Consider the following 26,715-nt stretch of genomic DNA (forward strand, 5'->3'; position numbering starts at 1 on the left):
CGCCGCTCAGCCCTTCCCCAGCCGCACGCCCGTCTTCGGATCGAAGACGTGGATCTTGTCGGGATCGACCGTGATCCAGAGCCGGCCTTCCTGCGCCGCGACCTCGCCCGTCGCCGCCTGCATCACGAATGGCTGGCCGGCGAGCTTGCCGTGGAAGAGCTGGGTCGCACCGAGCTCCTCGATGAACTCGACGTCGAAGGGCAGCGAACCGGCCTGGCCTTCGGAGGCGATCTCGACATCCTCGGGGCGTAAGCCCACCTCGACCGGGGCCTGCGCCGCCAGATCCTCGCGCAGATCGCGCACCTCGATGATCGCCTCGCCGAGCGCGACGATGCCGGGGCCGTCGACCATGCCGGGCAGGATGTTCATCGGCGGCGAGCCGATGAAGGTCGCGACGAACTTGCTCGCCGGCTTGCGGTAGACCTCGGCGGGCAGGCCGATCTGCTCGACCTGGCCGGCATTCATCACCACGAGCTTGTCGGACAGCGTCATCGCCTCGACCTGGTCGTGCGTGACGTAGATCGCGGTGACGCCCAGCGCGCGCTGCAGCTTCTTGATCTCGACGCGCATCTGCACGCGCAACTTGGCGTCGAGGTTCGAGAGCGGCTCGTCGAAGAGGAAGACCTGCGGCTTGCGCACGATGGCGCGGCCCATGGCGACGCGCTGGCGCTGGCCGCCGGAGAGCTGGCGCGGCCGGCGCTCGAGGAAGGGCTCGATGGCCAGGATGCGGGCGGCTTCCCGCACCCGCTTGTCGATCTCGTCCTTCGGCGTGCCGCGATTGCGCAGGCCATAGGCCATGTTGTCGTAGATGTTCATATGCGGGTAGAGCGCATAGTTCTGGAACACCATGGCAATGTCGCGGTCGGCCGGCTCGATCTCGTTGACGACGCGGCTGCCGATCGACACCTCGCCCGACGAGATCGTCTCCAGACCGGCGACCATGCGCAGCAGCGTGGACTTGCCGCAGCCGGAGGGGCCGACGAGCACGCAGAAGCCGCCATCGGGGATGTCGAACGAGACGCCCTTCACGGCCTCGACGCCGCCGGCATAGACCTTCTTGACGTTGGTGAGGGTGACCTGAGCCATTCGCGGGTTACTTCTCGGTTTCGACCAGGCCCTTCACGAAGAGCCTCTGCATGGCGATGACGACGAGGACGGGCGGCAGCATCGCCAGCATGGCGGTGGCCATGGCGAGCTGCCATTCCGTCAGAGCGTCGGCGGTGACGATCATCTTCTTGATGGCGATGACGATGGTCTGCATCGAGTCCTTCGTCGTCACCAGCAGCGGCCAGAGATACTGGTTCCAGCCATAGATGAACTGGATCACGAAGAGCGCCGCGATCGTCGTCATCGAGAGCGGGAGCAGCGTATCCTTGAAGAACCTGAACGGGCCGGCACCGTCGATCTTCGAGGCCTCCAGCAACTCGTCCGGAATCGTCATGAAGAACTGGCGGAAGAGCAGCGTGCCCGTCGCCGAGGCGATCAGCGGGATGGCGAGGCCCTGATAGGTGTCGAGCATGTTGAGATCGGAGACGATCTTGAAGGTCGGGAAGATGCGGACCTCGACCGGGAGCATTAGCGTGATGAAGATGATCCAGAACGCCGCCATGCGGAACGGGAAGCGGTAATAGACCACCGCATAGGCCGAAAGCACGGAGATGAAGATCTTTCCGAGCGCGATCGCCATGGCCATGATGAAGGAGTTCAGCATCATGTGGATGACCGGCTCGCGCGTCGTACTCGACGTGCCCACGAACAGGATGCGGTTGTAGTTCTCCAGGAAATACGGGCCGGGATAGAGCGGCATCTGGCCGTTGATCACGGTCGCGGCGTCCCAGGTCGAGGCGACGAAGGTCAGCCAGACCGGGAAGGCGACGATCAGCACGCCGATCGTCAGGATGATATAGGCGATCAGGTCGCCCAGGCGGCGGTCCTCGACCATCAGGTGGCCCTCTCCATCGCGCGCAGCAGATCGGCCAGCGCATCGGCGCAGGCATCGAGACAGGCCTGGCCCTTCTGCGGCGTGGCGCGGCGGGCATCGCCGACCACGCCGGTCTCGGTCATCTCCCGGAAGGAGCGGTGGCGCGAAACGACCTGCCGGCGGGGCGCACGGTCCAGCGCGCCGAAGGCTTCGGACAGGCGTGGCTCGCGGACCGAGCCCGGCGCCAGCACCATCATCATCGAGGTCTCGACCTCGCAGGCATGCTGAACGCCCTTCTGATCCTCCAGGAGAGGGCCGAGCGCCTGTTCGGCCAGCATGAAATAGGTGGTCGCCTCGACATGCAGCCGAGTCTCGCGGGCGAAATCGGGCAGGAAGGCGGTGAGCGCGGCAATGTTGCCGCCATGGCCATTGACGATCAGCACGCGGTGGAAGCCGTGGCGCTCGATGCTCTTCAGGAAAGACAGCAGCACGGCGCGATAGGTCGGGATATCGAAGGTGAAGGTGCCGCCGAAGGCCATGTGATGTTCGGCCATGCCGCACCAGAGCGTCGGCGCCACGACGACGTCGACATCGTCGGCCCGCTCGGCCGCAGCCTTGCAGACGCCGCCGCACAGGATGGTGTCGACGCCGACGGGCAGATGCGGGCCGTGCTGCTCGATCGAGGCGACGGGGAGGACGACGATCGCGTCCGCCGCCGCCTTGACCCGCAGTTCCTCGGCGGTCAGGTCCTGCCAGAGTACGGAGGCCATCAGTAGCTCACCTTGCGCTCGATGAAGCGGAACTGCACCGCGGTCAGTCCGATCACCATGATCAGCAGCAGCACCGATTGCGCCGCCGAGCCGCCGAGATTGGAGCCGCCCTTGCCGTCGGAGAAGACCTTGTAGACCAGCGTCTCGGTCGCGCCCGAGGGGCCGCCCCCAGTCACCGTGTCGATGATCCCGAAGGTGTCGAAGAAGACGTAGACGATGTTGACGACGAGCAGGAAGAAGGTCGTCGGCGAGAGCAGCGGGAAGACGATGGTCCAGAACCGGCGCATCGGCCGGGCGCCGTCGATCACCGCCGCCTCGATCACGCTCTTCGGGATCGATTGCAGGCCGGCGAGGAAGAACAGGAAATTGTAGCTGATCTGCTTCCAGGTCGCGGCGAGGATGACCAGCAGCATGGCGTGGTTGCCGTTGAGGCGCGGATTCCACGGGATACCCAGCGATTGCAGGCCCCGCGCGAGCATGCCGAGCGAGGGATCGAACATGAACAGCCAGAGCACGCCGGCGATGGCGGGCGCCACTGCATAGGGCCAGATCAGCAGGGTCTTGTAGATCTCGGCACCGCGGATCTGCCGGTCCGCCATCACGGCGAAGAGCAGTGCGATCGAGAGCGAGAGAACGCAGACGAAGGTGGAAAAGATCGCGGTGTTGACGAAGGCCTTGAGATAGCCGGGATCGGCAAAGAGCGCCTGGTAGTTCTCGAACCAGACGAACTGCGTCGAGATGCCGAAGGCATCCTCGAGCAGGAAGCTCTGCCAGACCGCCTGGCTCGCCGGCCAGTAGAAGAACACGATGGTGATCGCGAGCTGCGGCAGAAGCAGCAGGAAGGGGATCGTCAGCCCCTTGAAATATGCGTTCTTCTGCATCGGCTTCCTTGGAACGAGACGGCCATCCCGGGCGCAATTGCCCGGGATGGCCTCAGCTATGCAAGAGCGAAATGCTCAGCGGGCCGCAGTGCGCTCGAACTGGCGCAGCATCTGGTTGCCGCGCTCGACCGCCGCATCCAGCGCCGCCTGCGGCGACTTCTGGCCGTTCAGCGCCGCCTCCAGCTCCTCCGACCAGATGTCGCGGATCTGGACGAGGCTGCCGTAGCGCAGGCCCTTCGAGTTGTCGGTCGGGGCCTTGTTGGTCAGCTCGAGGATCGGGGTCTCGAGATAGGGCTTGTCCTTGTAGAAGCCGGACGCCTTGACCTTCTCATAGGCTGCCTTGGTGATCGGCAGATAGCCCGACTCGGTATGCAGCTTCACCTGGCGGTCGACATTCGAGAGGAAGGTGAAGAATTTGGCGACACCCTTGTATTCGTTCGCCTTCTTGCCGCCCATCACCCAGAGCGAAGCGCCGCCGATGATCGAGTTCTGCGGAGCGCCCTGCACGTCGGCATAGTACGGCATCGCGGCGTTGGCCCAGTCGAACTTGGCGTTCGCCTTGACGTTTCCGAAGAAGCCCGAGGAGGTCAGGAAGATCGGGCATTCGCCCGAGGTGAAGCGGCCCTCGCCATTATTGGTGCGGCCGGAATAGTCATAGGTCTTGTCCTTCTGCAGCTCGACCAGGTTGGTCCAGTGCTTCAGGAAGGCCGGGCTCTTGTTGAAGTTCAGCACGGCGTCGGCGCCGGCCATGCCGTTGACCTTGGTCGAGAGCGCGATGTTGTGCCAGGCCCCGAACTGCTCGATATTGGCCCAGGGCGCCCAGGCGTTCGAGACGCCGCATTTGTCGTAGCCGGCGGCCTTCAGCTTCTTGGCGGCCTCGAAGGTCTCGGGCCAGGTCTTCGGTGGCTTCTCGGGGTCGAGGCCCGCCTTCTTGAAGGCGTCCTTGTTGTACCACATCACCATCGACGAGGAGTTGAACGGCATCGAGAGCATCTCGCCCTTGGCCGTCGAATAATAGCCGCTGATCGCCGGCAGATAGGCGCTCGGATCGAATTTCTCGCCGGCTTCCTTCATCATCTCGTGGACCGGCTTGATCGCGCCCTTGGCCGACATCATCGTGCCGGTGCCGACCTCGAAGACCTGCAGGATGTGCGGCGCCTGGCCGGCGCGGAAGGCGGCGATGCCGGCGTTCAGCGTGTCGGGATAGGAGCCCTTGTAGACCGGAACGACCTTGTAGTCCTTCTGCGAGGCGTTGAAATCCTCGGAGAGCTTGACGACGACGTCGTTATTGGCGCCGGTCAGCGCGTGCCACCACTGGATCTCGGTCTGCGCGAGGGCAGGCGAGGCGCCGGCCAGCGCAAAGGCCGCGACCGACATCAGGATGCGCGATTTGATGCTCATGGAATGTCTCCCTTCCGCGGGCGGGCGCCGCCGCGGTTCTTGTCGTTGGTGCGCAAGCTAGCATGAAGCGCAGGCGACATTTCAATGACAAATCGATGACGACCAGCGCAATCAGCCTATGGTCTGGGTCGGAGGTCCGGCATCGGCCGTGACGGCCTCTCGCTTGCACATTCCGGCAGAACCGGCTGATCTGCGCTCCCCGATCCGAATCCGCCTGTGGATGCCACCATGCCCAGCCTCGACCTTGCCGTGACCACGACCCTGCCCGCGGATGCCGAGGCCGCCGCGCTCGCGGGCCGCGTCTGGCGTCCCGATCTCGGCGGGCCCGCCGTGGTGACGCTGCGCGGTGGGCAGGTGATCGATGTCACCCAGAGCTTCGCGACCAGCCGCGACCTCTGCGAGAACGCCGATCCGGCAGCTGCATTGCGCGCGGCGCAAGGCGAGGCGATCGGTTCGCTCACCGACATCCTCGCCAACACGCCTGTGGACGGCCGCGACCCGACGCGGCCCTGGCTGCTCTCGCCGCTCGACCTGCAGGCGGTGAAGGCGGCCGGCGTCACCTTCGCGGTCTCGATGCTGGAGCGCGTGATCGAGGAGAAGGCGCGCGGCAACCCGGCCGCCGCAGCGACGATCCGCGAGGAGATCGGCAAGCTCATCGGCGACGATCTCTCGAAGCTCAAGCCCGGCTCGCCCGAGGCGATGCATCTCAAGGAGGTGCTGATCAAGCAGGGTGCCTGGAGCCAGTATCTCGAGGTCGGCATCGGGCCGGATGCCGAGATCTTCACCAAGGCGCCGCCGATGTCGACGGTCGGCACCGGCGCGGATGCCGGCCTGCATCCGGCCTCGAGCTGGAACAACCCCGAGCCGGAGATCGTGCTGATCGTCGCCTCGGATGGGCGGATCGTCGGCGCCACGCTCGGCAACGACGTCAACCTGCGCGATGTCGAGGGCCGCTCGGCCCTGCTGCTCGGCAAGGCCAAGGACAACAACGCCGCCGCGGCGGTCGGCCCCTTCATCCGCCTGTTCGATGCCGGTTTCACGCTCGATCATGTCCGCCGGACGACGGTGACGCTGACGGTCGAGGGGCAGGACGGCTTCCGGCTGGAGGGCTCCTCCTCGATCGCGAAGATCAGCCGCGACCCCGCCGATCTCGCGGCCCAGATGATCGGCCCGCATCATCAATATCCGGACGGGGCGGCGCTCTATCTCGGCACCATGTTCGCGCCGATCAAGGATCGCGATGCGCCCGGCGGCGGCTTCACCCATAAATACGGGGACATCGTCACCATCGCCGCGCCCGAGCTCGGCAGCCTGGTCAACCGGATGAAGCGCACCGATGAATGCGCACCCTGGACCTATGGCGCCTCGCATCTGATGCGTTACCTGGCTGGGCGCGGACTGCTCTGACCCGGCACCGGAACGGGCGAACTGACAGAAAGGCAGCAGCGGAACCGCGGGTTCTTACCGAAATTCGGCGAGAACCTGCCTTTCCGTCAGGCAGCTGGTAAGTTTTTTCTGCCACAGAGCGGGCTGGACCAGGAGGGTTCGGCGTGGCGATGAGCGAAATCGGGACAGAAAACTCCCAAATCGACGGCAAGGATTTCATCGGCAAGGGAGCAGCGATGCGCTTGGCCGGCTCGCCCCTCGCCTGGATCGTGGCTTTCGCCGCATTGGCCGTCGCGGCGCTGATCCTGCCGCTGCGCCTGCCGCTCGGGCCCAATGCCTGGGATACGGTGGTCTATCTCGACGCGATCCAGCGCATCGGCCTCGGCCAGGTCCCGACCATCGATTTCTTCGCGCCGATCGGTCCGCTCGGCTTCTATTTTGCCGCCGGGCTCGACGCCGTTTTCCCAGATGCGCAGCCGATGCTGCTGATCAACTGGGCACTGCTGCCGATCATGCTGCCGGTGCTGGCGCTGCTCGCCGGCGAGGTCGCCCGGCGCTCCCGCCCGCAGGCTTTGGCGCTGGTGCTGCCCTTCCTGCTGTTCGCGGCGCTGCCGATCAACCTGCACGGGCTCTACCCATCGCCCGGCTTCGACGGATACGGCTTCTACAACCGCCATGTCGCCTTGCAGCTCTACCTGCTGATCGCGACCCTATTGTTCGAGCCGCGGCGCAGCTTGCAGATCGCGCTCGTGGCCGTGCTGATGCTGACGCTCTTCCTGACGAAGGTCACGGGCGCCGTCTCCGGCACGCTCCTCGTCGGCTACGCCACGCTGAGCGGCCGGATGCGCTTCCGCGATGCGATCATCGCCGCCGGGCTCGTCATCCTCGCACTGGGCGTGCTGGAACTCGCGACCGGGCTCAGCTCCGCCTACATCATCGATATCCTGACCCTTCTCGGCCTCAACACCGGTACGCTGCTGCCGCGCTTCCTGACCGTGGCCTCGGTCAAGTTCAACGTGATCGGCCCGTCGCTGATCCTGCTCGCCGTGCTCGCCTACGCCTCCTGGCGCGACGGTTTACCGGCGACGCTGGCCGGCTGGCGGGCGCTCGCGGATGCGCCGATCGGCTGGTTCGCAGCAGGCCTGTTCGCGCTTGCCCTGTTCGAGACGCAAAATACCGGCTCGCTCGAATTCATCGGCCTGTGGCCGATCCTCCTGCCGCTCATCCTCGACTGGTGGGAGCGGCGCAACGACCGCATGCGGCCGGTGGTCCTCGTACTGACGCTCGCGGTCTCGCTGCCGAGCGCCATCATCTGCATGGAGCGCGGGATGCGCGCGGTGATGGGCGGGGCGACCTATGTCGCACTCGACGTGCCCGATCTCGGGCCGCTCGGCCGGATCAGCGTGAAGCCGGACATCGCCGCACGCGCCGCCGCGATGCTCGACCACTACGCGACGCAGCCCGAAGGCTATCGCGACCTGATCCGGCGCGACATCCTGCCGTCCTATATCCTCTATTCGGAGATCGACTACCAGGCGACCTGGATGCTCGAGATCCAGCAGGCGGTGACCGCGATCAAGGCCTGGGAAGCCGCCAACAAGCGCGAGCTCAACGGCTTCTTCACCTTCGATTTCGTCGATCCGCTGAACTATCTGCTGCAGCGCATGCCGCCGCGCGTCGTGCCGGTCGGAGTCGATCCCGGCCGCAGCACGCCGGACCTGCAGCCGGGCACCATCGAGGCGCTCAGGCAGACCGACGCGATGCTGATGCCGAAATGCCCGGTGACGACGCCGCGCGAGATGATCCGCAGCCATTTCGCCGCAGCGCTCGAAGGGCGCGAGCGGATCGCGCTCGCGCCCTGCTGGGACATGTATTTGCGGAAGTGACCGGGGTCAGCCGGCCGCCGTCTGGCCGGCTTCCCAGCCGAGAATGGCGCGCTTGCGCGTCAGGCCCCAATGGTATCCGGTCAGTGCGCCGGATTTGCCGATGACGCGGTGGCAGGGCACCACGAAGGAGATCGGGTTCTTGCCGACCGCCATGCCGACGGCCCGCGCCGCGCTGGGCTTGCCGATATGGCTGGCGACCTCGCCATAGGTCGTGGCGCAGCCGACGGGGATGCGCAACAGCGTCTCCCAGACCCGCACCTCGAAATCGGTGCCGATCAGGACGACACGCAAAGGCGTCTCCGCCGACCAGGCCTTGGGCTCGAAGATGCGGCCGGCATAGGGCGCCGTCAGCACCGGGTCGTAATGATAATCGGCATGGGGCCAGCGCCGCATCATGTCGGCCAGCGCTTCGGCCCGCCCGCCGACGACCTTGCCGCCATCGGCGCTGTTCGAGACCCAACCGAGGCCCGCGAGGCCGCGCTCCGTGATCACCACCAGCGCCTCGCCGAAAGGCGATGCATGGAAGCCATAGGAGAGCTTGAGACCTTCGCCGCCGGTCTTCCATTCGCCGGGCGACATCGCCTCATGCGTCACGAAGAGATCGTGCAGGCGGCCAGGGCCGGAGAGGCCGACCTCAAGCGCCGTGTCAAGAATGCTGGCCGAGGACGACAGCAGCCCCTTGGCATGGTCGAGCGTGATCGCCTGCAGGAAAGCCTTCGGCGTCAGGCCGCACCAGCGGCGGAAGAGGTGGTGGACATCGGTCGGGGTCGCGCCAGCGGCTTCCGCGATCGCCTCGATCGTCGGCTGCTCGCGCCAGTTATGGGTGATGAAGGAGAGGATGCGCCGGACGGTGTCGTAGTCCGAGCCGGGGGCGACCGCCGGGAAATCGGCCTCGCTTGGCATCGCATCGGTGGCGCGCGCCAGCACCGCATTGGAGAAGCGCGTCGGGGTCATCGCCGTTTTCATCGGAGCATGAGCGTTCATGGGAACCTCGCATCGTTCGTCATGATGCGAATCTAGGGTGCCCACCATGCCGTTCCCACCCGAAAGCTGGCAAGGGCGGGGTTGCCCTCCGCATCGTCCCCATCCTCAGCCCTCATCCTGAGGAGCCGCGTTAGCGGCGTCTCGAAGGATGTTCCAGATGGTTCCGGAGCTTCCTGGAGCATCCTTCGAGACGGCCCTTGCGGGCCTCCTCAGGATGAGGGCTCATAGGGTCATGACCTCTCCCGCCGATGCCATCATCGATCTCTACCAGCGCCACGCCGCCACCTATGACGGCCTGCGCGGCAAGACGCTTATGGAAGGCCCGTGGCTCGCGCGTTTCCGGGACCTGCTCGCGCCCGGCGCCACGATCCTCGATATCGGCTGCGGCACCGGGCAGCCGATCGCCCGCCATTTCATCGAACACGGTCATGCCGTCACCGGCGTCGATTCCGCCCCGGCGATGATCGCGCTGTGCCGGACCCGCTTTCCCGAGGGCGACTGGCAGGTCGCCGACATGCGCCGCCTCGCCCTTGGCCGCCGCTTCGACGGGCTGATCGCCTGGGATTCGTTCTTCCACCTGACGCCGGAGGACCAGCGCGGCATGTTCAAGGTCTTCGCGAGCCATGCCGCGCCGGGCGCGGCCCTGCTGTTCACCAGCGGCCCGGCGCATGGCGAGGCGATCGGCAGCTTCGAAAGCGAGGCGCTCTATCATGGCAGCCTCGATCCCGGGGAATACCGGACCCTGCTGGCGGAGAGCGGTTTCGCCGTCATCGACCATATCGTCGAGGACCCAAGCTGCGGCGGCCATACGATCTGGCTCGCCGCAGCGGCTCAAGGCGTGCCGTAATCCGGCCCGCGGCGGGCGCTCGACAGGGCCGAGCCCAGCGCATCGGCGAAGCCGGAACGCTCCTGCGGCGAGAGCGCGGAGGCGATCGCGACGCTCTGCCCGCGCGAGACCAGCGTCAGGGCGAGCAGGCCGTAATCCTCGTCCGTCTGGCGTTCGAGCCGGGTCCAGGCCGGATTGAAGCGCCAGACCGCCTCGCGCCCGTGATGCGAGACCTTGCGCAGAAAAACCTCCAGCGGCGTCACCACGATGCGCTCGAAGGCGCGCGCATGCCGGAAATTGACGTGGAAGGCGACGAAGAGCGCGACGATGTCGAGCCCGAAGAAGCCCGCGACGGGCCAGGCACCGAGCAGGACGAAGGGAAGCGAGGAAATCACGCTGGCGAGGCAGACCAGCGTCATCACGATGCGGAATCCGTTCTGGCCGAGCGATCGATGCGGCGTGATCGTCGCGTCGAAGACCGGCCGCTGCGACGCGTCCGCGATCTCGCTGCCAAAGCTATCACTGCCGGGGCTATTGCCGGGTGTCATGCGACGATTATAACGCCGTCATGGATCAGCGGAACAGGCCCCCTCGCACGGCTGCGTCGGCAAAGCGCATCACGTTGCCGCGCGCGCGCAAGCCGGCGGAGATCCGCGAGATCTTCGCCCGCTTCCAGGCCGCCAATCCCGAGCCCAAGGGCGAACTGGAATCGGTGAACGCCTTCACGCTGCTCGTCGCGGTCGTGCTCTCAGCGCAGGCGACCGATGCCGGCGTCAACAAGGCCACCCGCGCCCTCTTCGCCATCGCCGACACGCCCGCCAAGATGCTGGCGCTCGGCGAGGAGACCGTGCGCGACTACATCAGGACGATCGGGCTCTTCCGCACCAAGGCGAAGAACGTGATCGCGCTCTGCGAGCAACTGATCGCCGAATTCGGCGGCGAGGTCCCGGCGACGCGCGAGGCATTGGAGAGCCTGCCCGGCGTCGGCCGCAAGACCGCCAATGTCGTGCTCAACATCGCCTTCGGCGAGACCACCCATGCGGTCGACACCCATGTCTTCCGCATCGCCAACCGCCTGCGCATCGCGCCGGGCAAGAACGTGCTGCAGGTCGAACTCGGGCTGGAGAAGGCCGTGCCGCCGGAATTCGGTCGGCACGCCCATCACTGGCTCATCCTGCACGGGCGCTATACCTGCAAGGCGCTGCGGCCCGAATGCCTGCGCTGCATCCAGAACGACCTCTGCGATTCCGCGGACAAGCGGATCGCCTGAGGCTCAGTAGCCCCGCGCCGGGTCAACCAGGTTGAGCAAGGGCTCGCCCGCCTCCAGCCGCCCGATCTGCTGGGCAACCGCCGTGGCGATCGCTTCGGGTTCCGACATCGCCGAATTATGCGGCGTCACCGTCACGCCCGGATAGCTCCAGAGGGCCGAGTCCACAGGCAGCGGCTCGGTCTCGAAGACATCGAGCGTCGCACCCTTCAGCGTGCCGGCGTCAAGCGCGGCGAGGATGTCGTCCGCGACCTGCAAGCCGCCGCGCCCGGCATTGATCAGGAACGGCCCGCCGAGGCGCCCGCCCTGCGCAAGGCCTGAAAGCAGCTCGGCATTGATGATGCCGCGCGTATCCGGGGTCAGCGGCAGGAGGCTGACGAGGATGTCGGTCCGGGCGAGGAACGCCTTCATGCCGTCCTCGCCGGAGAAGGTCTGGAGACCCTTGATGGTCTTTGGCGAACGGCTCCAGCCGGCGACGTCGAAGCCGATGACGGCGAGCTTGCGCGCCGCATCCTGACCGAGCTCGCCCAGCCCCATGACGCCGACGCGGACCGAGCGGGCGGCCGGCTGGTTGCGGTCGTCGTCCCAGAGCGCCTCGCGCTGCTGGCGGTCGTAGCGGCGCTGCTGGCGCAGGTAGATCAGGCAATGCAGGACGATATATTCGCTCATCCGCGTCGTCAGATCGGGGTCGACGATGCGTGCGATCGGCGCCGCCGGGAGCTTGTCGTCGGCGAAGAGGAAATCGACGCCGGCGCCGAGCGAGAAGATCGCGGCAAGGTTGGGCAGGCCGGTCAGGCTGCCGGGCGGGTGCTTCCAGCTCGCGACGTAATGCACGGCGCGACGGTCGAAGGGCTCGCCGAGGACGACGACGGGCATATCCGGCAGCAGCGCCTGAAAGCGCGCGCGCCAGTCCTCGATATGCCAGCCGGTCATGGCCAGAAGCAAACTCATCCCGACACCCTCTCCGTAATCCGTTCCGCAACCAGCGGGCCACGCGCCGCACCCTCTCCGATCCGGTAGGCCTTGCGCAAGCGCTCGCTTGCCGCAGCGTAGCCGTCCTCGTTGCGGGCATGTACGATGCCGAGCGGCCGGTCGGAGCCGACATCGTCGCCGATGCCTGCCAGCGCAACGATGCCGACGGCATGGTCGATCGGGTCCTGCGGCCGCACCCGGCCGCCGCCGAGCGCCACGACGGCGAGCCCGACCGCGCGCGTATCGACGGAAGCGACGGCCCCCGGCGTTTCGGGATAGACCGGCTTCACGACGGGAGCGGCGGCCAGATGCCTCTGCGGGGCTTCCAGCAAATCGACCGGGCCGCCGAGCGCGACGATCATCCGGGCGAAGCGCTCGGCCGCAGCGCCCGAGGCGAAGGCCTGCTCGATCTTCGCGCGGGCGGTGTCGAGATCCGGGGCGAGCTTGCCGAGCAACAGCATCTCGGCGGCGAGCGCGACCGTGACCTCATGGAAGCGCGGCTCGCGGCGGCGCCCGGTCAAATGGTCGAGCGCATAGGCGACCTCGAGCGCATTGCCCGCGGCCGAGGCGAGCGGCTCGCTCATATCGGTCAGGAGCGCGTTGGTCGGCAGGCCGGCGCCATTGGCGACGCCGACCAGCGCCTGTGCCAGCGCCTGCGCTTTGCCGTAGTCGGGCAGGAAGGCGCCGGAGCCGAACTTCACGTCCATGGCGAGGCCGTGCAGGCCGGCGGCGAGCTTCTTCGACAGGATCGAGGAGACCAGCAACGGAATGGTCTCGACCGTCGCGGTGACGTCGCGGATGGCATAGAGGCGCTTGTCGGCCGGCGCGAGATCGGCGGTCTGGCCGATGATGGCGCAGCCGGCTTCCCGCACCACCTTGCGGAACAGGGTGATGCCGGGCTGCGTGACGTAACCCGGCACCGCGTCGAGCTTGTCGAGCGTGCCGCCGGTATGGCCGAGACCGCGGCCGGAGATCATCGGGACATGACCGCCGCAGGCCGCGACCGCCGCCGCGAGTGGCAGGCTCACCGTATCGCCGACGCCGCCGGTCGAGTGCTTGTCGAGCGCCGGACCGGGCAGGTCGTCCCAGCGCAGCACCGTGCCGGAATCGCGCATGGCAAGGGTCAGCGCCACACGCTCGCGCTCGTTCATGCCGTTGAAATAGACCGCCATGGCGAAGGCCGCGGCCTGCCCCTCGCTGACCGACCCGTCCGGCAAGCCGGCGATGAGCTGGCGGATATCGGCATCGGACAGTTCTGCACCGTCGCGCTTGGCCGCGATGATCTCCTGGGTCAGGCGCATCAATAGCCCCCACGCGGCGCGGCATCGGGCGCGGCGCCATCGATGGCCTCGACGAGCGCGCCATAGAGGCCGCTGGCGCCGAAGCGGAACGTCGTGGGCGTCGCCCAATCCTCACCCATGATCGCATCGGCGAGATCGAGATAGCGCGTGGCATCGGCCAGCGTCCTGATGCCGCCGGACGGCTTCAGCCCGACGGGGCGGCCCATTTCCGCGATGACGCTGAGCATCACGCGCGCCGCCGGGATGCTGGCCGCGTTCGCGGTCTTGCCGGTCGAGGTCTTGATGAAATCAGCGCCGGCCGCGATGGCGAGCTCGGAGGTGGTCCTGACCTTGTCGAGATTGGGATGTTCGCCGGTCTCAAGGATCACCTTCAGCCGCCGCTCGTCGCAGAGCCCCTTGACGTTGCGGACCATAGCGGCGGCCGAGGTGACATGGCCGGCGAGAACGGCCCGCCAGGGCAGGACGAGGTCGATTTCGTCGGCACCGGCGGCGAGTGCCTCTTCCGTCTCGCGCATGACCGGGGCGATCGGCGTGTCGCCATCGGGGAAATTCACCACGGTCGCGATGCGAACGGGGCCGTCTCCCAGTTCAGCGCGTGCTGTCGCGACGAAGCGCGGCCACAGGCAGATCGCAGCGACCGGCACCGGGCCCGACACGGCGCGCCGGCAGAGGTCGCGGGTGCCTTCCTCCGTGGCATTGTCGGCAAGATCGGTGAGATCGAGCAAGGCGAGCGCCCGCCGGGCGAAATCGGCATCGGACATGGCTTACAACTCCGACAGGAAGGCACGCAGCAGGCGCCTGAGCGCCCCTGCGGCAAGGGATGCGACATCGCGCGTCTCGGTGTGATGCGGCGTGCCGCCATGAAGGCCTGCACCCATATTGGTGACGATGGACAGGCCGGCGACGCGCAAACCGCAGCGCCGCGCCAGGATGACCTCCGGCACAGTCGACATGCCCACGAGATCGGCGCCCAGCACCTTCGCCATGCGGATCTCGGCCGGCGTCTCGAAGCTCGGCCCGGTGAACCACATGTAGACGCCTTCGCCGAGCGACAGCGCCGCCTTTTCGGCCGCGCGCTTGAAGCGGCCGCGCAGATGCGGGTCATAGGCATCGACCATGGGCACGAAGCGGCCGTCGCCCCTGTCGCCGATCAGCGGATTGGGGCCGTTCAGGTTGATATGGTCGGTGATGAGAGCAAGGCTGCCCGGACGCATCTCCGCCGAGAGCGAGCCTGCCGCATTGGTCAGGACCAGCGGCGGCGAGCCGAAGGCGGTGAGTACGCCGAGCGGAACCCGCATCACCGTGGAATCGCCGCCCTCGTAGTAATGGGCGCGCCCCTGGTAAATCAGGACCTTGCGGCCATGCAGCGTGCCATAGCAGAGCTGGCGGGCATGGCCGGAGACCTCGCCGCGCGGAAAGCCGGGCAGTTCGGCATAGGGAATGCGGATCGCGTCCTGGACATCCTCGGCGACGGCGCCGAGGCCGGTGCCGAGCACGATCGCACAATCGATCGCGTCGATGCCCCGGTCCGCCAGGATGGATGCCACCTCGTCGCAGGCCGGATCGGCCGCCATCGCATGCTCCCTTCCGGCCGCCGGAGCAGCCCAAATCACCGCGGCAAATTGGCCGGTCCGAAGGAGGCTGGCAACAGTTCCTCCAGCGTGAAGCGAGCCCTGATGCCCTCCGGCCCGGCGATGGCGATGGGCGTCTCGGGCGCAGCAAATTCGCGGATGCGCTGGCGGCAGGCGCCGCAGGGCGTGACCAGCTCGGCCCCCTCGCCGAAAACGAGGACGGCGCGAATCGCCTTCCCGCCAGCCGCGATCATCGCGGCGATCGCCCCGGCCTCGGCGCAGGAGCCGACGGGATAGGCGGCGTTCTCGACATTGCAGCCGGCATGGACCGCGCCGTCATCGGCCAGCAATGCAGCCCCGACCTTGAAGCGCGAATAGGGCGCGTAGGCGCGCGGCTGGATGGCGGCGGCGGCCGCAAACAGGGCCTCGAAATCGATATCGGCCGGCAAATCAGCGTTCCTTGACATAGGGCAGGCCAGAGGCTTTCGGCGGTGTCGCCCTGCCGATGAAGCCGGCGAGCAGGATTATGGTCATCAGATAGGGCAAGGCCTGGATCGCTTCCACCGGCACGAGGCCGATGCCGGGCAGGGTCACGCCCTGGAGCCTGATCGCAACCGCGTCCAGCAGGCCGAAGAGCAGGCAGGCGCTGAGCGCAGGCCAGGGTCGCCAATTGGCGAAGATCACGGCTGCGAGCGCGATGAAACCACGCCCCGCCGTCATATGCGGCAGGAACCCCGCAGATTGCGCCACGGCGAGATAGGTGCCGCCGATGCCGCAGAGCAGGCCGCAGATCGCGACGGCGCCATAGCGCAGGCCCGCGACCGAAAGGCCGGCGGTATCGACCGCCGCCGGATTCTCGCCAACGGCGCGTATGCGCAGGCCGAAGCGCGTGCGCTTCAGGACGAAAGCCGTGACGACCACGCAGAGGAAGGCGAGATAGGCCGGGGCGGCATGGCCGGAAACCACCTCGTCATAGATCAACCCGAGCCCGGGAACGTGCTCGCGCGCCCAGCGGGCGAAGGGCAAGGTGAGGTCGCCGAAGCGGGCCGCACCTTCGAGCGAGGGGGTGCGCCCGCCCTGCCCGTACCAGGCATTGCCGAGCACGACCGTCAGCCCCGCCGCCAGCATGTTGATGGCGACGCCGGAGACGATCTGGTTGCCGCGCCAGGTGATCGCGGCGAAGCCATGGACCAGCGCCAGCGCCAGCGATGCCAGAATGCCGGCGCCAAGCCCGATCCAGGCCGAGCCGGTGGCGAAGGCCGCGACCGCCGAGGCGAAGGCGGCGACCAGCATCTTGCCCTCCAGACCGATATCGACGACGCCGGCCCGCTCCGACCACAAGCCCGCCATCGCCGCGCAGATCAGCGGAATCGAGAGCCGGATCGTCGAATCGAGGATGACAGCGAGGAGCTGGAGCAGGTCCATCAGGCCGCTCCTCGGCCGATGCGCAGCACGGTCGCAATAGCCCGGCGGAACAGCCCGTCCAATGCGCCGGCGAAGAGCACGAGCACGCCGCCGATGACCACGACCATGTCGCGAGTGATGGCCGGCTTGTCGAAGGAGAGCTCGGCCCCACCCTGGTAGAGCACGCCGAAGAGCAGGGCGGCGAGGCCGACGCCGGCCGGGTGGCCACGACCCATCAGCGCGACCGCGATGCCGACGAAGCCGTAGCCGGCGGTGAAATCGAGCACGAGCCGGTGCTGGACGCCGAGCGCCTCGTTGACCGCGAGCCCGCCGGCGAGCGCACCCGAAATCGCCATGGCGATCATGGTCACCGCAGCAGGCGAGATGCCGGCATAGGCGGCGGCGCGCGGATTGGCGCCGACGGTGCGGATCGCATAGCCCAGTCGCGTCCGCCAGATCAGCAGCCAGACGGCGAAGAGCGCCATCAGGGCCAGGAAGAAGGCGCTGTTCAGCGGCGTCGCGGGCAAAGTGAAACCGAAGGGCGCCAGCAATTGGTGCATCGGCGTCAGGATGGCGCCCGCCGGGAAATCCGGTGTTTCCGGCTGCATCGAGCCGGGCTTGCCGATGATCTCGCGCAGCAGATAGACGATCAGCGTCGCCGCGACGAAGTTCAGCATGATCGTGGTGATCACGACATGGCTGCCGCGCTTCGCCTGGAGCCAGCCGGGAATGAAGGCGTAAGCGGCCCCGCCCGCTGCCGCCGCGAGGATTGCGAAGGGCGCCGCAAGGAATCCTGGCAAGGCGGGGACCGCGAGGCAGGCGATCGCCATGGCGATGCCGGCAACAGTCGCCTGCCCCTCGCCGCCGATATTGAACAACCCGGCATGGAAGGCGACGGCGACAGCGAGCCCGGTGAAGATGAAATTCGTCGCGTAATAGAGCGTGAAGCCGATGCCCTCGGCGCTGCCTAGCGCGCCGCGCAGGAGCAGGGCCGTCGCCTCCAGCGGATTTTCTCCGATGCCGACGACCACGAGCCCGGCGACGAGGAGTGCCGCGGCGACCGAGACCAGCGGCACCAGCGCGATATCGGCCCAGCGCGGGAGGTCGACGGGGACGGCGCTCATGCTGCCTCGTCCGCCACGCCGGCCATCAGCAGGCCGAGATCGCGCTCATCGGCCTGCTCCGCGGCGCGCTCGCCGGTGATCCGGCCGCCGCATAGCGCGATGATCCGGTCGGAGAGCGCCATCACCTCCTCGAGCTCGACCGAGACGAGCAGGATCGCGACGCCCTGATCGCGCAGCGCCACCAGCCGGCGATGGATGAACTCGATCGCGCCGATATCGACACCGCGCGTCGGCTGGCCGACGAGCAGCACCTTCGGGCCGCGCTCGATCTCGCGAGCGAGGACGATCTTCTGTTGGTTGCCGCCGGAGAATTTTGCCGTCCTCAGCGCCGGATCGGGCGGGCGCACGTCATAGGCCGCGAAGGCCTCGCGGGCATGGGCCTCGATACGGGCCGGCGAGAGCAAGGGGCCGGAGCCGAAGGCTGGGTCGTGCTGGTAGCCGAGAATGGCATTCTCGGCGGCGGAAAAGGCGGTGACGAGGCCGCTGCGCTGGCGATCCTCGGGAATATGCATCAGGCCGCGCTGGCGCAGCCGCGCCGGATGGCGATCCGCCGCCGCGAGAATCTGGCCGCCCAGCCGGATCACGCCGCGGCTCGGCTGGATCAGGCCCGCCAGCATCTCCAGCAATTCGCTCTGGCCGTTGCCGGCGACCCCGGCAATGCCGACGATCTCGCCTTCATGGAGCGTGAGGCTCACGTCCTTCAGGGTCTCGGTGCCGCGCCCGTCACGGCAGGAGAGGCCGACCGCTTCGAGAACCGGCGCGCCGCGCTCGTGCGGCCCCTTCTCGACGCGCAGCAGCACGCGCCTTCCGACCATCGCCTCGGCCAGGGCCGGCGGCGAGGTTTCGGCTGTGGCGACATGGGCGACCATCTCGCCGCGGCGCATCACCGAGACCCGGTCGGTCACCTCCATGATCTCGCGCAGCTTGTGGGTGATCAGGATCACCGTCTTGCCCTGCGCCTTCAAGGCGCGAAGCAGGGCGAAGAGCTGGTCGGCCTCGGCCGGGGTCAGCACCGCGGTCGGCTCGTCGAGGATCAGGATCTCGGCGCCGCGATAGAGCGCCTTGAGGATCTCGACGCGCTGCTGCAGGCCGACGGAGAGTTCTCCGACGATGGCATCGGGATCAATCGCGAGACCGTAGTCCCGCGAGAGCCGGGCAAGCGCGGTCCGCGCCTTGCCAATGCCGCCTTTCAGGAAAGCTCCGCCTTCGGCGCCGAGCACGACGTTCTCGACGACGCTCAGCGTCTCCACCAGCATGAAGTGCTGATGGACCATGCCGATCCCGGCCGCGATCGCATCGGCCGGGGAGCGGATGCGGCGCGACGCGCCCGCGATCCTGATCTCGCCGGCATCGGCCTCGTAGAAGCCGTAGAGGATCGACATCAGCGTCGACTTGCCGGCACCGTTCTCGCCGACGATGCCGTGGATCGAGCCGGCCGCGACCGAGAGGGACACGTCCCTGTTGGCCGCGACCGTGCCGAAGCGCTTGGAGATGCCGACAAGCGCGATGGCGGGCGCGGGCCTCAAGGGAGCGGCCCGCGCCTCACATCGTGCATTTCTGGTCGGACATGTAATCGTGGACCTTGACGGTGCCGGCGATGATATCGGCCTTGGCCTTGTCGGCGGCGGCCTTCATCTCGGGCGTGATCAGGCTCCGGTTGTTGTCGTCCAGCGCCCAGTCGATGCCGCCTTCCTTGAGGCCGAGCACGGAGATGCCCGGCTTCCAGGAACCGTCCTGCGCCGCCTTGAACGAATTGTAGGCGGCGATGTCGACGCGCTTGAGCATCGAGGTCAGCACCTTGCCGGGATGCAGGGCATTCTGGTTGGAATCGACGCCGATGCCGAGCTTGCCGGCATCCGCCACCGCGCGGAGCACGCCGATGCCGGTGCCGCCGGCAGCGTGGTAGACCACGTCCGCGCCGCGATCGATCTGCGACTTGGCGAGCTCGCCACCCTTGACCGGGTCGTTCCAGGCCGCCGGGGTCGAGCCGGTCATGTTCTGGAAGATCTCGGCATCGGCCTTGCCGGCCTTGACGCCCTGGACATAGCCGCAGGCGAACTTGCGGATCAGCGGGATATCCATGCCGCCGACGAAGCCGACCTTGCCGGATTTCGAGGCCATCGCCGCGAGCAGGCCGACGAGATAGGAGCCCTCATGCTCCTTGAAAACGATCGACTGCACGTTCGGGAGGTCGACGACCATGTCGATGATCGTGAATTTCAGGTTCGGGAACTCGGCCGCGACCTTCTGCAGGGCGGTCGCCTGCGAGAAACCGACCGCGATGATCGGCGAATGGCCGTCGCGGGCGAAGCGGCGCAGCGCCTGCTCGATCTGGGCGTCGTTGGTCGGCTCGAAATCGCGGAACTCGACATTCGTCTCCTTCTTGAACTTCTCGGCGCCGATGAAGACGCCCTCGTTGAAGGATTTGTCGAACTTGCCGCCCTTGTCGTAGACGACCGCCGGCTTGATCGGCTGGGGCTGCGCCAGTGCCGCGACAGTCGAAAGCACGACGCCGGCAAACGCCGCCGCGAAAGAACCCAAACGCATGGAAGCGATCCCCTGTTGCAGCCGGGCGCCGTTGTCCGGCCCTCGATCGCGGCACGATGACATGGCTGCGCGACGCGGCCAAGCTGGCGAAAGGTCATGTTCATCACGACCGCGCGGCCGCGCCGCAGGGCGATTGCCCTGGAGCCGCCACCGGCCTTAGGCTGTCGCCCATGATGCTGAACGACGACGAGATCGAGCGCTATGCGCGCCATATCGTCCTGCCGGAGATCGGCGGGCCGGGCCAGCAGCGGCTGAAGAACGCGCGCGTGCTGGTGGTCGGGGCCGGCGGGCTCGGCGCGCCGCTGCTCCAGTACCTGGCGGCTGCGGGGGTGGGGAAGATCGGCATCGTCGACGACGACATCGTCTCGCTGTCGAACCTGCAGCGCCAGACCATCTTCACGAATGAGGATATCGGCGCGCACAAGGCCGTGGTCGCCGCCCGCTTCGTGCGCAACCTCAACCCGAATGTCGTGGTCGAGGAGCATGTCACGCGGCTCGATCCGCATAATGCCCGCGCGCTGATCGCCTTCTACGACGTCGTCGCCGAAGGCTCCGACAATTTCGCGACACGCTATGCCGTGTCCGATGCCTGCTTCCACGAGCGCAAGCCGGTGGTGATGGGCGCGCTCGGGCGCTTCGACGGGTCGCTGACCACGATCCGCGCCCATGAGGCCGGGCCGGACGGCAAGCCGAACCCGACCTGGCGCTGCCTCTTTCCGGACGCGCCGCCGCCCGGCGCGATCCCGACCTGCGCGGAGGCCGGCGTGCTCGGCGCCCTGCCGGGCGTGATCGGCTCGCTGATGGCGCTGGAGGTCGTGCGCGCCATCACCGGCTTCGGCGAGCCGCTCGTCGGAAAGCTCTTGCTGGTCGATTCCCTGACGATGCGCTTCGAGACGCTGCGCTATGGCTGGGACGAGGCCAATCCGCTGAACGGGCAAATCCTGGCCGAAGGCCGATCTTAACCCGTATCTGCTAGCCAATCCCCGTCGAAAGCACGGGGAAGGGCACAATGCAGGCCGACGGCACGATCGAGGCGGGAGTTACGACCGAGGCGCGGTGGCTTCCGAGCCTGCCGCTCGTCCTGCTTGGCGCTGCCGTCCTGATCTGCGCCCTGCTGCTGACGCAGCCCCTGACGCTGCCGCTCGGGCCGATGTACTGGGACCTCGTTCTCTACCTCGACGCCGCCAACCGGATCGGCGACGGCCAGGTGCCGCTGATCGATTTCATCACACCGGTCGGGCCGCTCGGCTACTGGCTCTTCGCCGGGTTCGATGCGCTGTTTCCACGCGCACATCCGCTGCTGTTGGCGCAATGGTGCCTGTTCGCCGTGACGGCTCCGGCGATGGCGATCCTCCTGCACACGGTCGGCCGGCAATCACGCGCCAGGGCGATGGCGCTGCTCCTGCCCTATCTCGCCTTCCAGATCCTGCCGATCAATGTCGAGCACTACTCCTTCTTTCCGGGCACGGACGGATTCGGCATCTACAATCGGCATGTCAGCATCGTGCTCTACGTGCTGGTCTGCGGCCTGCTCTTCCTGCGCGGCCCGGCGCTCGCCGCCATCATCGGCTGGACGCTGATCGCGCTGTTCATGATCAAGATCACCGGCTTCCTCGCCGGCGGCCTCGTCACGGCCTTTGCGCTCGCGGCCGGGCGGATCGGCCTGCGCCAGGCCCTGACGGTCGCAGCCGCCGCTGGGCTGGCGTTGATCGTCTTCGAACTCGCGACCGGCCTCGTCAGCGCCTATCTCGGCAGCATCCTCGCGCTGATCGCGATCAATGCCGGCGGCATCCTGCCGCGCTTCGTCCAGGCCGCCTCGCTGCATCTCGACATCGTCGGCGCGGGAACGGCGCTCGTGCTTGCCCTGTTCTGGCTGGACCGACGCGACATCGCTGACACCGCGCTTGCGCTGCGCCGTCAACCGTCGGTGGCCAGCTTCATCCGCCTGCTCGACCGCGACGTCGCCTGGCTCGCGGTCGTCCTCGCCGCCGGGCTGTTCTTCGAGACCCAGAATACCGGCGGGCAGGCTTTCATCTTCATCTGGCCGGTGCTGCTGATGATCCTGTCGCGCTGGCTCGGCAGCGGCCGGCGCGGCGCGCTCGTTGTCTGCGGCCTCGTCGCCGCCACCGCCATCCCGCCGGCCGAAACCGTGCTCCAGCGCGGCGCACGGGCGCTGATGGCGCAGGCGGGCTATGCCGCCCTGCCGAACCAGCATCTCGGCCGACTCGGCCAGGTCTCGCAGCATGCCGACGTCATGAACCGCGCCAGCGCGATGCTCGACATCTACGCGGCTCATCCCGCGACCTTCCGGGAATTCACCGCACGGGAGATGCTGCCGTCACCGCAGCTCTACTCCGAGCTCGACTTCCAGGCGTCCTGGCTGATGGCGGTCGACGAGGGAGTCGCGGCGATCCTGGCGCATGAGCAGGCGAGCGGGCGCCGCTTCGAGACGATCATGAGCCTCAACTTCGTCAACCCGTTCCCCGCCGTGATGGGCCGCAGTGCGCCGCGCGGCATCGCCATCGGCGCCGACCCGTTCCGGGCCGTGCCGAAGCCGGACGATGCCGAGATCACGCTCGCCCGCGAGGCGGACCTCGTGCTCTATCCGCTCTGCCCGGTCACGGTCGCGAACGAGGCCCTGCGCAAGATCTACGCGCCGGTCCTCACGGGCCGGCGGGAGATCGCGCTGGGGCGCTGCTGGAAGGGTTATGTCAGCGCGGGCTAGCGGCCGCGCTTCGTCTCGATCACGTCGAAGAGCTGCGCCGCAAGGTCCGGGCCGCCGAGCTTCTTGATAGCGCGCACGCCGGTCGGCGCGGTGACGTTGATCTCGGTGAGCTTGCCGTGGATCACGTCGATGCCGACCAGCAGCAGGCCGCGCTCGCGCAAGGTCGGGCCGATCGCCTCGCAGATCGCGAGCTCCTGCTTCGACAGGTCGGTCGGACGCGCCGCGCCGCCGCGCACCATGTTGGCGCGCAGATCGCCGACCGCCGGGACGCGGTTGACGGCGCCCGCCGCCTTGCCGTCGATCAGGATGATGCGCTTGTCGCCCTCGGTAACCTCCTTGATGAAGCCCTGCACCACCCAGGGCTCGCGGAAGAGGTTGCTGAACAGGTCGAAGAGCGAGCCGAAATTCGGGTCGGTCTTACTGGTCTTGAACACGGTCGCGCCGCCATGGCCGTAGAGCGGCTTCATGACGATCTCGCCATGCTCGTCGCGGAAGGCCTCGATCTCCGCCCTGTCGCGGGTGATCAGGGTCGGCGGCATCAATTCCGGGAAATGGGTGACGAGGATTTTTTCGGGCGCGTTGCGCACGGAAGTCGGGTCGTTGACCACCAGCGTCTTGGGGTGGATGCGCTCCAGCATATGGGTGGTGGTGACATAGGCCATGTCGAAGGGCGGGTCCTGCCGGAGCAGCACGACGTCGAGCCCGGAGAGATCGACCTTTTCCTCCGTGCCGGCGGTGAAATAATCGCCTTCGACGTCGCGCACCTTCACCGGGCGCATCGGCGCGGTGACCTTGCCGTCGCGCATCGAGAGCTTGTCGGGGGTGTAGGTGTAGAGCGTGTGGCCGCGCGCCTGCGCTTCCAGCATCAGCGCGAAGCCGGTATCCCCGGCGATCCGGATGCGCTCGATCGGGTCCATCTGGATGGCGACGTTGAGGCTCATGACAGGCTTCCTGTTGCAGGCAGGCGGTTCTTATCGGACCGCGGACCGGGTTCCTGCAAGTGGGTGGCCTTGCGTCAGAGGACAAGCGCGAAGGCGGCCGGCACATGGCGCGGCCGGCGCCAGGGCGCCAGGAACACCGCATCGGCGCGCAGGTGATGGCTGCCAGCCCAGGGATTGCGCGAGAGCCAATGCCTTATGCGCCGCTCGACCAGGCGCTGCTTTTCCGGGGTGATCGCGATCATCGCGTCGTCGAGGTGCCTACGCGCCTTGACCTCGACGAAGGCGATGGTGCGGCCACGCTTCATGACGAGGTCGATCTCGCCGCCCTTGCCGCCGAAACGGCGCTCCAGCAGGCGATAGCCCTTCGCCGTCAGCCAGAGAATGGCGAGCCATTCGGCGCGGCGCCCGGTCAGGCCGGAGCGCCGCGCTTTACGGCTGCGCCCGTCCGGATCGGCGCCCGCCCGACTCACGGATCGTCGCGGGTCAGTTCGAGCGCGCGGGCATAGACCTTGCGGCGCGGCTGGCCGGTCTCGGCGGCGACCTGCGCCACGGCTTCCTTCAGCGAGACCTTCGCCAGTGCCGCGCGCAAACGCTCGTCGATCGCCTCGTCGGTTGGAACGAGATCGGCGGCGCCGGGCGGACCGATGATCACGACGATCTCGCCGCGCGCCTCCTCTTCGCCATCGTAATGGGCGGCGAGTTCGGGAAGCGTCCCGCGCCGGACCGTCTCGTAGAACTTGGTGAGCTCACGCGCGACGGCGCCGGGCCTCGCGCCGAGCACGGCGGCCGCGTCAGCCAGCATCTCGGCGAGGCGGCGGGGCGATTCGAAGAAGACCAGCGTGCCGGGAATGGCGGCGAGTTCGGTCAATCGCGTGCGGCGCCCACCCGATTTCGGTGGCAAAAAACCCTCGAAGAAGAAGCGATCGGTCGGCAGGCCGGCCAGCACCAAAGCCGCCAGCACGGCGGAAGGACCGGGAATGCCGGTGACGGGCAAACCTTCCGCCACCAGCTCGGCGACGAGTTTGTAGCCGGGATCGGAAACCAGCGGTGTGCCGGCATCCGAGATCAGGGCGAGCTTGCCGCCCTCGCGCAGCTTCGCCAGCACCTTCGGACGCATCTGCGCGGCATTGTGCTCGTGATAGGGCAGGAGCGGCGTCGATATCCCGTAATGCGCCAGCAGCGTCTTCGACGTCCGGGTGTCCTCGGCCAGGATCGCATCGGCGGCGGCGAGCGTCGCCAGCGCCCTGAACGAGATGTCGCGGAGGTTGCCGATCGGCGTTGCGACGATGTGGAGGCCCGGCGCCAGCGGCTCGGCCTCGGCCCTCAGGCCGAAAGCGGTATAGCTGGGAGCGCGGGGGGTGGCGGCAATGTTCGACATCCGATCACGCTGCCACAGCCGCCGCAGCGGCGCCATGGCGGGGAACGCCCGCACCGGTGCAACCCATAGTTAACAACTTGAAAATAGGCTTCCGGACTGGCACGAGAGGTCCGGGGGCATATCGGTTCCACAGGACCCATCGCCGGGCCGCGTTTCGCCGGCCCGGTCACGACTGGAGATCGCCCGTGTTGTATCATCGGCACCTCGCACCGATCCTGCGGTTCAAGACACGGGCCTTCGCGGTCCTGCTGCCGCTTGCGCTCGCCGCCTGCGGCGGCGGCACCTCGGGCCTGCCGGGCTTCGATTCGGGCACGCCCGCAGCCGGCGGCGCCGCGCCGACCGGGCAGACCATCGGCACCGGCAAGGTCAAGGTCGGCCTGATCCTGCCGCTGACCGCCGAGGGCCAGGGCGCGGTCGTCGGCAACTCGCTCAAGAACGCCGCCGAGATGGCGCTGGCCGAATTCCCGAATGCCGACCTGACCCTGCTGGTCAAGGACGATCGCGGCACGCCGGACGGCGCCCGCGCCGCTGCGCAGGAAGCCCTGTCGGAAGGGGCCGAACTGATCGTCGGCCCGCTCTTTGCGCCCTCGGTCCAGGCGGCCGGGCAGGTGGCACGCGGCGCCAACAAGCCGGTGATCGCCTTCTCCAGCGATTCCAACGTCGCCTCGCGCGGCGTCTACCTGCTCTCCTTCCCGCCCGAGAACGACGTCAACCGCGTCATCGGCTATGCCGCCCAGCAGGGCCGCAAGTCCTTCGCGGCGCTGGTGCCAGACACCGCCTATGGCAAGGTGGTCGAGGCCGCCTTCCAGCAGGCCGTCGCCAATCGCGGCGCACGCGTCGCCGCGATCGAGCGCTTCAGTGCCGACCCGGCCGCGATGAAGGCCGCGATCCAGCGCCTGATGCCCTCGCTCGCCCAGGCCGATGCGCTGTTCGTGCCGGCCGCCGCCGACGCCATGCCGACGCTCGGCCAGCTCCTGCAGGAGGCCGGCTACAACCCCGCCAAGGTCAAGCCGCTCGGCACCGGCGTCTGGAACGATGCGGGCATCGCGCGCGTGCCGGCTATCCAGGGCGGCTGGTTCGCCTCGCCCGACACCGCCGGCTTCAACGCCTTCGCCGGGCGCTACCAGCAGCGCTTCAACGGCGCGCCGACCCGCACCGCGACATTGGCCTATGACGCGGTCTCGCTGGCGGCGGCGCTGGCGCGCACGCAAGGCTCGCAGCGCTTCTCGGAAGCCGTACTGACCAACGGTTCCGGCTTCGCCGGGGCGGACGGCGTCTTCCGCTTCCGCCCGGACGGGCAGGTCGAGCGCGGGCTCGCCGTGCTGGAACTGCGCAACGGCCAGATCGTCACGATCAACGCCGCGCCGCGCGATCTCGGCCCGCGCTCGCAATAAGACGCCCAACGAAAACGGCCGGGCAAGGCCCGGCCG

26 protein-coding genes are annotated in these 26,715 nt (G+C 67.8%); 7 read left to right on the forward strand and 19 right to left on the reverse strand.

The annotated features are described in order from the left end of the window. Nucleotides 1–6: 6 nt before the first annotated feature. The 5 genes from ASE61_RS22980 to ugpB form a co-directional block, all read right to left on the reverse strand. The gene (locus tag ASE61_RS22980) at nt 7–1,086 is read right to left on the reverse strand and encodes a sn-glycerol-3-phosphate import ATP-binding protein UgpC (RefSeq protein WP_061970935.1); all 1,080 of its coding nucleotides are present in this window, start codon (nt 1,084–1,086) and stop codon (nt 7–9) included. A 7-nt stretch (nt 1,087–1,093) separates the two neighbouring features. Beyond that, nucleotides 1,094–1,942, reverse strand: a complete 849-nt coding sequence (gene ugpE / locus ASE61_RS22985) for a sn-glycerol-3-phosphate ABC transporter permease UgpE (protein WP_061970937.1) — start codon at nt 1,940–1,942, stop codon at nt 1,094–1,096. After that, nucleotides 1,942–2,691 (reverse strand): creatininase family protein, encoded by a 750-nt coding sequence (locus ASE61_RS22990; RefSeq protein ID WP_061970939.1) that lies wholly within the window; start codon nt 2,689–2,691, stop codon nt 1,942–1,944. The genes ugpE and ASE61_RS22990 overlap by 1 nt, the downstream gene beginning before the upstream one ends. Then, nucleotides 2,691–3,572, reverse strand: coding sequence for a sn-glycerol-3-phosphate ABC transporter permease UgpA (gene ugpA, locus ASE61_RS22995; protein WP_061970941.1), 882 nt, complete (start codon nt 3,570–3,572; stop codon nt 2,691–2,693). The genes ASE61_RS22990 and ugpA overlap by 1 nt, the downstream gene beginning before the upstream one ends. Before the next feature lie 75 nt (nt 3,573–3,647). Further along, nucleotides 3,648–4,973, reverse strand: coding sequence for a sn-glycerol-3-phosphate ABC transporter substrate-binding protein UgpB (ugpB, locus tag ASE61_RS23000; protein WP_061970943.1), 1,326 nt, complete (start codon nt 4,971–4,973; stop codon nt 3,648–3,650). A gap of 228 nt (nt 4,974–5,201) precedes the next feature. Here ugpB and ASE61_RS23005 point away from each other — a divergent pair, with 228 nt between their 5' ends. Both ASE61_RS23005 and ASE61_RS23010 read left to right on the forward strand, forming a co-directional pair. Continuing rightward, nucleotides 5,202–6,380 carry a fumarylacetoacetate hydrolase family protein gene (locus ASE61_RS23005; RefSeq protein ID WP_061970945.1) on the forward strand — a complete coding sequence of 393 codons (1,179 nt, stop codon included), beginning with the start codon at nt 5,202–5,204 and terminating at the stop codon, nt 6,378–6,380. Between the two features lie 143 nt (nt 6,381–6,523). After that, nucleotides 6,524–8,245: a hypothetical protein gene (locus ASE61_RS23010; protein ID WP_156407198.1), complete on the forward strand. Its 1,722-nt coding sequence runs from the start codon at nt 6,524–6,526 to the stop codon at nt 8,243–8,245. A gap of 6 nt (nt 8,246–8,251) precedes the next feature. On the opposite strand, the gene ASE61_RS23015 is transcribed toward ASE61_RS23010, so the two are convergent. Further along, nucleotides 8,252–9,148: a methylated-DNA--[protein]-cysteine S-methyltransferase gene (locus ASE61_RS23015; protein ID WP_061971170.1), complete on the reverse strand. Its 897-nt coding sequence runs from the start codon at nt 9,146–9,148 to the stop codon at nt 8,252–8,254. 313 nt (nt 9,149–9,461) lie between these two features. On the opposite strand from ASE61_RS23015, the gene ASE61_RS23020 reads away from it, so the two are divergent. Then, nucleotides 9,462–10,076: a class I SAM-dependent DNA methyltransferase gene (locus ASE61_RS23020; RefSeq protein WP_061970947.1), complete on the forward strand. Its 615-nt coding sequence runs from the start codon at nt 9,462–9,464 to the stop codon at nt 10,074–10,076. Here ASE61_RS23020 and ASE61_RS23025 read toward each other — a convergent pair. Continuing rightward, on the reverse strand, nt 10,061–10,603 hold the full coding sequence (locus ASE61_RS23025; RefSeq protein ID WP_061970949.1) for a DUF2244 domain-containing protein: 543 nt from the start codon (nt 10,601–10,603) through the stop codon (nt 10,061–10,063). The genes ASE61_RS23020 and ASE61_RS23025 overlap by 16 nt on opposite strands. A 20-nt stretch (nt 10,604–10,623) precedes the next feature. On the opposite strand from ASE61_RS23025, the gene nth reads away from it, so the two are divergent. Beyond that, nucleotides 10,624–11,325 (forward strand): endonuclease III, encoded by a 702-nt coding sequence (gene nth, locus ASE61_RS23030; protein WP_082617670.1) that lies wholly within the window; start codon nt 10,624–10,626, stop codon nt 11,323–11,325. A 3-nt stretch (nt 11,326–11,328) separates the two neighbouring features. Here the strand turns inward: nth and ASE61_RS23035 are convergent, their stop codons facing one another. The 9 genes from ASE61_RS23035 to ASE61_RS23075 are packed head-to-tail and all read right to left on the reverse strand — an operon-like array spanning nt 11,329 to nt 20,241. Further along, nucleotides 11,329–12,273, reverse strand: coding sequence for a 2-hydroxyacid dehydrogenase (locus ASE61_RS23035; RefSeq protein ID WP_061970952.1), 945 nt, complete (start codon nt 12,271–12,273; stop codon nt 11,329–11,331). Continuing rightward, the gene (deoA, locus tag ASE61_RS23040; protein WP_061970954.1) at nt 12,270–13,595 is read right to left on the reverse strand and encodes a thymidine phosphorylase; all 1,326 of its coding nucleotides are present in this window, start codon (nt 13,593–13,595) and stop codon (nt 12,270–12,272) included. Before deoA ends, ASE61_RS23035 begins: the two co-directional genes overlap by 4 nt. Continuing rightward, on the reverse strand, nt 13,595–14,356 hold the full coding sequence (gene deoC / locus ASE61_RS26695; protein WP_061970956.1) for a deoxyribose-phosphate aldolase: 762 nt from the start codon (nt 14,354–14,356) through the stop codon (nt 13,595–13,597). Before deoC ends, deoA begins: the two co-directional genes overlap by 1 nt. A 3-nt stretch (nt 14,357–14,359) precedes the next feature. Further along, on the reverse strand, nt 14,360–15,169 hold the full coding sequence (locus ASE61_RS26700; protein ID WP_061970958.1) for a purine-nucleoside phosphorylase: 810 nt from the start codon (nt 15,167–15,169) through the stop codon (nt 14,360–14,362). 35 nt (nt 15,170–15,204) lie between these two features. Continuing rightward, on the reverse strand, nt 15,205–15,615 hold the full coding sequence (locus ASE61_RS23055) for a cytidine deaminase (RefSeq protein WP_244492991.1): 411 nt from the start codon (nt 15,613–15,615) through the stop codon (nt 15,205–15,207). A 1-nt stretch (nt 15,616) separates the two neighbouring features. Beyond that, a complete protein-coding gene (locus tag ASE61_RS23060) occupies nt 15,617–16,591 on the reverse strand; it encodes an ABC transporter permease (protein ID WP_061970961.1) in 975 nt (324 codons plus the stop codon). Next, the gene (locus ASE61_RS23065) at nt 16,591–17,694 is read right to left on the reverse strand and encodes an ABC transporter permease (RefSeq protein ID WP_061970963.1); all 1,104 of its coding nucleotides are present in this window, start codon (nt 17,692–17,694) and stop codon (nt 16,591–16,593) included. The genes ASE61_RS23060 and ASE61_RS23065 overlap by 1 nt, the downstream gene beginning before the upstream one ends. Then, entirely contained in the window at nt 17,691–19,220 is a 1,530-nt protein-coding gene (locus ASE61_RS23070) for an ABC transporter ATP-binding protein (RefSeq protein WP_061970964.1), read from the reverse strand. The genes ASE61_RS23065 and ASE61_RS23070 overlap by 4 nt, the downstream gene beginning before the upstream one ends. Nucleotides 19,221–19,236: 16 nt before the next feature. Continuing rightward, nucleotides 19,237–20,241 (reverse strand): BMP family lipoprotein, encoded by a 1,005-nt coding sequence (locus ASE61_RS23075; RefSeq protein WP_200959680.1) that lies wholly within the window; start codon nt 20,239–20,241, stop codon nt 19,237–19,239. 170 nt (nt 20,242–20,411) lie between these two features. On the opposite strand from ASE61_RS23075, the gene ASE61_RS23080 reads away from it, so the two are divergent. After that, a complete protein-coding gene (locus ASE61_RS23080) occupies nt 20,412–21,203 on the forward strand; it encodes a HesA/MoeB/ThiF family protein (RefSeq protein ID WP_061971173.1) in 792 nt (263 codons plus the stop codon). Between the two features lie 47 nt (nt 21,204–21,250). Beyond that, entirely contained in the window at nt 21,251–22,966 is a 1,716-nt protein-coding gene (locus ASE61_RS23085; protein ID WP_061970966.1) for a hypothetical protein, read from the forward strand. Here the strand turns inward: ASE61_RS23085 and gshB are convergent. From gshB to rsmI, 3 genes are all read right to left on the reverse strand, one after another. Next, nucleotides 22,963–23,907 (reverse strand): glutathione synthase, encoded by a 945-nt coding sequence (gene gshB, locus ASE61_RS23090; RefSeq protein WP_061970968.1) that lies wholly within the window; start codon nt 23,905–23,907, stop codon nt 22,963–22,965. The genes ASE61_RS23085 and gshB overlap by 4 nt on opposite strands. A gap of 74 nt (nt 23,908–23,981) precedes the next feature. Continuing rightward, nucleotides 23,982–24,377, reverse strand: a complete 396-nt coding sequence (locus ASE61_RS23095) for a YraN family protein (protein ID WP_061970969.1) — start codon at nt 24,375–24,377, stop codon at nt 23,982–23,984. Continuing rightward, nucleotides 24,374–25,285: a 16S rRNA (cytidine(1402)-2'-O)-methyltransferase gene (gene rsmI / locus ASE61_RS23100; protein ID WP_061970971.1), complete on the reverse strand. Its 912-nt coding sequence runs from the start codon at nt 25,283–25,285 to the stop codon at nt 24,374–24,376. Before rsmI ends, ASE61_RS23095 begins: the two co-directional genes overlap by 4 nt. A 185-nt stretch (nt 25,286–25,470) precedes the next feature. Here rsmI and ASE61_RS23105 point away from each other — a divergent pair, with 185 nt between their 5' ends. Then, nucleotides 25,471–26,679 (forward strand): penicillin-binding protein activator, encoded by a 1,209-nt coding sequence (locus ASE61_RS23105; RefSeq protein ID WP_091857431.1) that lies wholly within the window; start codon nt 25,471–25,473, stop codon nt 26,677–26,679. Nucleotides 26,680–26,715 lie beyond the last annotated feature (36 nt).

This window comes from Allobosea sp. Root670, from assembly GCF_001429415.1.
In the GTDB taxonomy this organism is placed as follows: domain Bacteria; phylum Pseudomonadota; class Alphaproteobacteria; order Rhizobiales; family Beijerinckiaceae; genus Allobosea; species Allobosea robiniae.

What these genes read in the sequence shown, in the direction of transcription:
- ASE61_RS22980 (WP_061970935.1), bottom strand. Translation starts at nt 1,086, where the DNA reads ATGGCTCAGGTCACCCTCACCAACGTCAAGAAGGTCTATGCCGGCGGC.
- ugpE (WP_061970937.1), bottom strand. Translation starts at nt 1,942, where the DNA reads ATGGTCGAGGACCGCCGCCTGGGCGACCTGATCGCCTATATCATCCTG.
- ASE61_RS22990 (WP_061970939.1), bottom strand. Translation starts at nt 2,691, where the DNA reads ATGGCCTCCGTACTCTGGCAGGACCTGACCGCCGAGGAACTGCGGGTC.
- ugpA (WP_061970941.1), bottom strand. Translation starts at nt 3,572, where the DNA reads ATGCAGAAGAACGCATATTTCAAGGGGCTGACGATCCCCTTCCTGCTG.
- ugpB (WP_061970943.1), bottom strand. Translation starts at nt 4,973, where the DNA reads ATGAGCATCAAATCGCGCATCCTGATGTCGGTCGCGGCCTTTGCGCTG.
- ASE61_RS23005 (WP_061970945.1), top strand. Translation starts at nt 5,202, where the DNA reads ATGCCCAGCCTCGACCTTGCCGTGACCACGACCCTGCCCGCGGATGCC.
- ASE61_RS23015 (WP_061971170.1), bottom strand. Translation starts at nt 9,148, where the DNA reads ATGCCAAGCGAGGCCGATTTCCCGGCGGTCGCCCCCGGCTCGGACTAC.
- ASE61_RS23020 (WP_061970947.1), top strand. Translation starts at nt 9,462, where the DNA reads ATGACCTCTCCCGCCGATGCCATCATCGATCTCTACCAGCGCCACGCC.
- ASE61_RS23025 (WP_061970949.1), bottom strand. Translation starts at nt 10,603, where the DNA reads ATGACACCCGGCAATAGCCCCGGCAGTGATAGCTTTGGCAGCGAGATC.
- nth (WP_082617670.1), top strand. Translation starts at nt 10,624, where the DNA reads ATGGATCAGCGGAACAGGCCCCCTCGCACGGCTGCGTCGGCAAAGCGC.
- ASE61_RS23035 (WP_061970952.1), bottom strand. Translation starts at nt 12,273, where the DNA reads ATGAGTTTGCTTCTGGCCATGACCGGCTGGCATATCGAGGACTGGCGC.
- deoA (WP_061970954.1), bottom strand. Translation starts at nt 13,595, where the DNA reads ATGCGCCTGACCCAGGAGATCATCGCGGCCAAGCGCGACGGTGCAGAA.
- deoC (WP_061970956.1), bottom strand. Translation starts at nt 14,356, where the DNA reads ATGTCCGATGCCGATTTCGCCCGGCGGGCGCTCGCCTTGCTCGATCTC.
- ASE61_RS26700 (WP_061970958.1), bottom strand. Translation starts at nt 15,169, where the DNA reads ATGGCGGCCGATCCGGCCTGCGACGAGGTGGCATCCATCCTGGCGGAC.
- ASE61_RS23060 (WP_061970961.1), bottom strand. Translation starts at nt 16,591, where the DNA reads ATGGACCTGCTCCAGCTCCTCGCTGTCATCCTCGATTCGACGATCCGG.
- ASE61_RS23065 (WP_061970963.1), bottom strand. Translation starts at nt 17,694, where the DNA reads ATGAGCGCCGTCCCCGTCGACCTCCCGCGCTGGGCCGATATCGCGCTG.
- ASE61_RS23075 (WP_200959680.1), bottom strand. Translation starts at nt 20,241, where the DNA reads ATGCGTTTGGGTTCTTTCGCGGCGGCGTTTGCCGGCGTCGTGCTTTCG.
- ASE61_RS23080 (WP_061971173.1), top strand. Translation starts at nt 20,412, where the DNA reads ATGATGCTGAACGACGACGAGATCGAGCGCTATGCGCGCCATATCGTC.
- ASE61_RS23085 (WP_061970966.1), top strand. Translation starts at nt 21,251, where the DNA reads ATGCAGGCCGACGGCACGATCGAGGCGGGAGTTACGACCGAGGCGCGG.
- gshB (WP_061970968.1), bottom strand. Translation starts at nt 23,907, where the DNA reads ATGAGCCTCAACGTCGCCATCCAGATGGACCCGATCGAGCGCATCCGG.
- rsmI (WP_061970971.1), bottom strand. Translation starts at nt 25,285, where the DNA reads ATGTCGAACATTGCCGCCACCCCCCGCGCTCCCAGCTATACCGCTTTC.